Origin of the sequence: Okeania sp. SIO2B9, from assembly GCF_010672505.1 — a bacterium.
Lineage (GTDB): Bacteria > Cyanobacteriota > Cyanobacteriia > Cyanobacteriales > Microcoleaceae > Okeania > Okeania hirsuta.
In genome coordinates, this window is sequence record NZ_JAAHGK010000556.1 from 1 (window position 1) to 4706 (window position 4706).

The following is a 4706-nucleotide window of genomic DNA, read 5'->3' on the forward strand; positions in this document are numbered from 1 at the left end:
TTGATTGATTTTATCCACAAAGTATCATATAAAATCTAGAGTTTTTTTGTTTGATTTTCTGTAAAGTGTAAGCATTTCCTGCGGAATGCTGTGCAAATAGCTATTAGCTGTATGCTCTCAGCAACAAGGATCTCTCCTTAAGGACAGTGTTGAAATTAATATAGACTTTAAGGGCAAGGGATATAACTTTTGTAGTAAGACAATTAATAAAGCTTTGATCGTAAACTAAAAGCAATAGCTGATAGCTAATAGCTGACTGCTGAATGCTTATTGTCAAGTAAAGATTGATTGTCTAAATAATCAAAAATAAATCCTAAACCAGCTAGCCAATTTTCCAGCCTCATAGAAATTGATAGGCAATTCTAAATTAAGTTAGAACTTTTTCAAGATTACTCAAAAAATCAAGGCTATTCAAAAAATTTTTCTAAAAGTTAACTCATCATTTAGGAATCATATTAGAAATTAGACATACATTTAATTTATGCACAAAAATTAAGTAAGATATTTAAAATCTTTGAACTACTACTCTATAATAGTAATAGTAAATATTATACTTTATATAAATTAGGGAAAATACATAAATTGTTAAAACCTTTGTAAAGGAATAAATTGTCATAGACAATATAACTAAAATATCATCAAAATTTTCAGCAGAAATACTGAAAAAAAACAAGAAATTAGTATTGCTGATTACTTTAATCAAACTAGAATATACGAAATCATTCTTATTTCTGAATTGTGGCCTACAAACCCCTCCATCACAAATATCGTCCTCAGACTTTTGCTGACTTAGTGGGTCAGGAAGCGATCGCCCAAACCCTCACAAATGCTATCCATACTGAACGAATAGCTCCAGCATATCTATTCACAGGACCGAGAGGTACAGGGAAAACTTCCAGCGCCAGAATTTTTGCCAAATCTCTCAACTGTCTCTCCCATGACCATCCTACCCCCAGTCCTTGTGGTACTTGTGATGTTTGTATAGGTATTACAAAAGGGTCAACTCTGGACGTAATAGAAATTGATGCAGCTAGCAATACTGGTGTGGACAACATTCGGGAATTGATTGAAAGATCCCAGTTTGCACCTGTTCAATGTCGTTATAAGGTATATGTGGTCGATGAAGTCCATATGTTATCTGTGTCAGCTTTTAATGCTCTACTCAAAACTTTAGAAGAGCCACCAAACCGAGTGGTCTTTATTCTGGCAACTACAGACCCTCAGAGAGTTTTACCGACTATTATCTCCCGTTGTCAAAGGTTTGACTTTCGCAGAATTCCTCTAGAAGCGATGGTTGGACACTTGCAAAAAATTGCTACGGAAGAAAAAATTGAAATTACCACTGAAGCTGTCCAAATGATAGCTCAAATTGCTCAAGGTGGACTGCGAGATGCAGAAAGTTTGTTAGACCAGTTGAGTTTATTGGCAGGTGAGATTACAGTTGAACGAGTATGGGACTTGGTAGGGGCAGTGCCAGAGCGAGATTTAATGTTACTTTTAGAAGCGATCGCCTCTGATAATTCTACGGAAGTTTTGGAATGTACTCGTCAAATAATGGATCGGGGTCGAGAACCGATTATTGTATTACAAAATTTAGCAGGATTTTACCGAGATTTATTAATAGCAAAAACTGCACCGACAAATGGAAATTTAGTGGCGTTGACAAAATCTACTTGGGAACAACTTTGTCAAGTTTCTCAAACATGGGATATTAGCACTATTTTAGCCGGTCAAAAGCATTTACAAACTTCTGAAGTACAAATTAAAAATACGACTCAACCTCGTTTATGGTTGGAGGTCACTTTGTTGGGATTATTGCCTGCTGCATTGGCAAGTTCGAGGGTAATAGTCGAACAGTTACCTCAAAGACAAACAAGTCAAAATATTTCGGTTCAAAGTACTTCTAAAAGTTCTAGTCAACCACAAGCAAAGCCTCCTATTTATTCACCTCCAAAACAGAAAATATCGGAGGTAAAAGAAATTCCGACTGCATCAAAAAATGAGGAAAATTTAGTTCCTTCGGAAGCTGTTAATGTTAATCCTAAAGAAGTTGATTTACAAGAAATTTGGCAAAGGGTACTTGCTGAAGTTAAATTAAGTACCCAACAGTTACTACTTCAACCTCAGCCTCAAGTTATATTATTAGGGTTTAACAATCAAGTAGCGCGTATTGGTGTTAGTTCTGATAAATGGCAGAAAATGGTAATGTCTAAAGTTGCTAATATTGAAGCTGGGTTTGAGAAGGTTTTTAAGACTGCGGTAAAAGTTAAAGTAGAAGTAACAAATACCAAGGGAAAAAATCAAAGTGTTAGTGAAAATATTTATCCCAATAATAGTAGAAGAGAAAGAAACATAACTAACCATGAAAAACATCAAGAAACCTCTAACTCTGATGATGAAGTTATAGAAGATGAACCAGAAACAATCCAAAAATCTAATACAATAAAATCGGACAGAGAAAACAGATCTATGCCAGATATTTCTTTGTTTCAACCACAGTTGGATAATGTAGCGAAACAGGAAAAATCTCCTGAAAAAGAAAGACAAACTGTAGCAGTTGCCACTCGCCGAATAGCTGATTTTTTTCAGGGAGAAATAGTAGATATAGAGTTAATTAAATCAGCAGATAAAACTGATTTATCTGCTGCATCAGAGTCTTCTCAGTTATCGGTTAACTCTCAGATTTTTGAGTCTGAAGATAGTAATATTGGCATAGATGAGCCAGAAAAAAATGAAGACCTTGAACTTGATGATGATATTATATTTTAACTAGCTGGTAGCTTATACCGTCTGGAAAAAATATTCGGTAGTGCAGAGCGCAAAGTGTGGGAAAAGCAATTAAGTCTTTCCACTTCCAAGGAGCAACTGCTAATCCTGCCCTTTGTGCTGCTGTACTATCCTTTCTACTATGAACCCAAATCCAATTGAAGTAGGGGATACAGCGTTTCGCCACGCTCCGCGAACGCCAAGCTTACTGTTACCTCCATTTGTTGCCAGAACTTGCCAAATTTATTCTGTTGGCAATACCATCGACTAGTCTGCTGTATGATAATTCCATTTGTGCCTTCCAATTACTGTGTCTGGTCTTTACCAATGATGTGTTCTACCAATGGGGGTAGAACTCCTTCATACCCTCCTCAATCATCAGTATGCCATTGTTTAGAGTTAATTTTCCCTTCTGTGTTGACGATCAATTCCTCAATGAACTGCTCAGTATGTTTACCAACTCTAGCACTCAGCATTACAGCGGTTTTCCTGCACGGTAGACCACAGTAGGGACGTTCCTTAAATCCCACATTCCGCACGACAAAATGTAGTATGTAAAAGTTAGAAAACTTGAGTAAGTATTGATATAGCAATGTGCGCTGGCATATTTACAAATTACAGGAGGTGTCCAATAGCTAAAAGTCTTATATGATTCCTACGGAATGCTTGCGCAAACAGATTTTTATTCCCCTCCTGGGAGGGGGAGGGGCGAGGGGTGGGTTGCCTGTTGCCTGTTGCCTTTTGCCTGCGCGCAGCGCTATAGTGCTCAAAAAGACTTGCTCACTGCTGCTGAGTATAAATTCAACTATAACTGTGCCAAAATATGAGGTTATATCATGTCCGGTTGAATACTTATAAATAAACGACGGAGGAGTCAGGAGGACCGAGTCAGGAGGGAAGAAAGAAGAAGCAAGAAGGAATAAGAAAAAAGAAAGATGTTTATGAAACTTTTGAGGGGCAATTTTTATGTTTGGAAGCTGTTCCTGCTACAACAAGTGCAAAGGAAGAAAGTAAAATAATTTCTGAGGTGGAAAATATTAGTGATGGAGCTGTTAAATTTAATCATCTTTTTAATCAATTAATTAACAAATGGCAACAAAAATTTGATGAAATAACTAAAAAACATCAAAAAGTAGTAGTTTGGGGTGCTGGTTCAAAAGGTGTAACTTTTTTAAATTTATTGAAAGAATATAATGATATTGAATATGTTGTAGACCTAAATTCTCGCAAACAAGGAATGTATATTGCTGGAGCTGGTCAAAAGATTGTTTCTCCAGAATTTTTAAAAGATTATCAACCAGAAATAATTATTATTATGAATCCTATATACGAGCAAGAAATTAGACAGCTTACTTATCATTTAGGTTTAAAGTCAGAATTTATTTTGGTTTAGATTAAAATTGGGCGTTGCATCATCATAGGATGATTTTAATATGTGTCAAAAAATTTGTTTTAATCTATCAACATTTTCAGATACGTGCAAATCTGATTATCATCCCGCAATTATGCAACGTCTCTTCTCCCCTCTCTCCTAGATAACCAAACGCCTTCTTCCTTCTGCTATATCTTCTAAATTTGCCATAATCTCACTGTTCCATCCTCACTCCCAGTCGCAATCAATTTACTGTCTGGACTAAAAGCAATATCATTCACAGTATCTGTATGTCCAGCCAATACCTTAATTTCTGTAGCTGATTTTGTATCCCATAATTTGACAATACCATCCCTATCTCCAGCAGCCAAAAATCGACTATCGGGACTTATTGCAACACTCTCTACTGAGTTGTCATATCCTTCTAAAATTGTAACTTCATCCTGAGATACCATATTCCATAAATGCACTTGCTCGCAACTGCTAAAGCTTAGAAACTGACCATCGTTACTGAACGCAACATTACTTATGCAATTAACGCGACTCTCCAAAATATTGATTTCTGTCA

General features: G+C 36.2%; 4 protein-coding genes. 3 read left to right on the forward strand and 1 reads right to left on the reverse strand.

Annotated elements, in window-relative coordinates:
- The first annotated feature begins 738 nt into the window (after nucleotides 1-738).
- The 3 genes from F6K13_RS19015 (at nucleotide 739) to F6K13_RS19025 (ending at nucleotide 4159) form a co-directional block, all read left to right on the forward strand.
- Nucleotides 739-2769 carry a DNA polymerase III subunit gamma/tau gene (locus F6K13_RS19015; protein WP_124146341.1) on the forward strand — a complete coding sequence of 677 codons (2031 nt, stop codon included), beginning with the start codon at nucleotides 739-741 and terminating at the stop codon, nucleotides 2767-2769.
- 139 nt (nucleotides 2770-2908) lie between these two features.
- On the forward strand, nucleotides 2909-3037 hold the full coding sequence (locus tag F6K13_RS19020) for a hypothetical protein (RefSeq protein ID WP_282433596.1): 129 nt from the start codon (nucleotides 2909-2911) through the stop codon (nucleotides 3035-3037).
- 699 nt (nucleotides 3038-3736) lie between these two features.
- On the forward strand, nucleotides 3737-4159 hold the full coding sequence (locus F6K13_RS19025) for a hypothetical protein (RefSeq protein WP_287288020.1): 423 nt from the start codon (nucleotides 3737-3739) through the stop codon (nucleotides 4157-4159).
- A gap of 176 nt (nucleotides 4160-4335) precedes the next feature.
- Here F6K13_RS19025 and F6K13_RS19030 read toward each other — a convergent pair.
- Nucleotides 4336-4706: WD40 repeat domain-containing protein (locus F6K13_RS19030; protein ID WP_375340672.1), on the reverse strand; the 371-nt coding region annotated here is incomplete at its 5' end.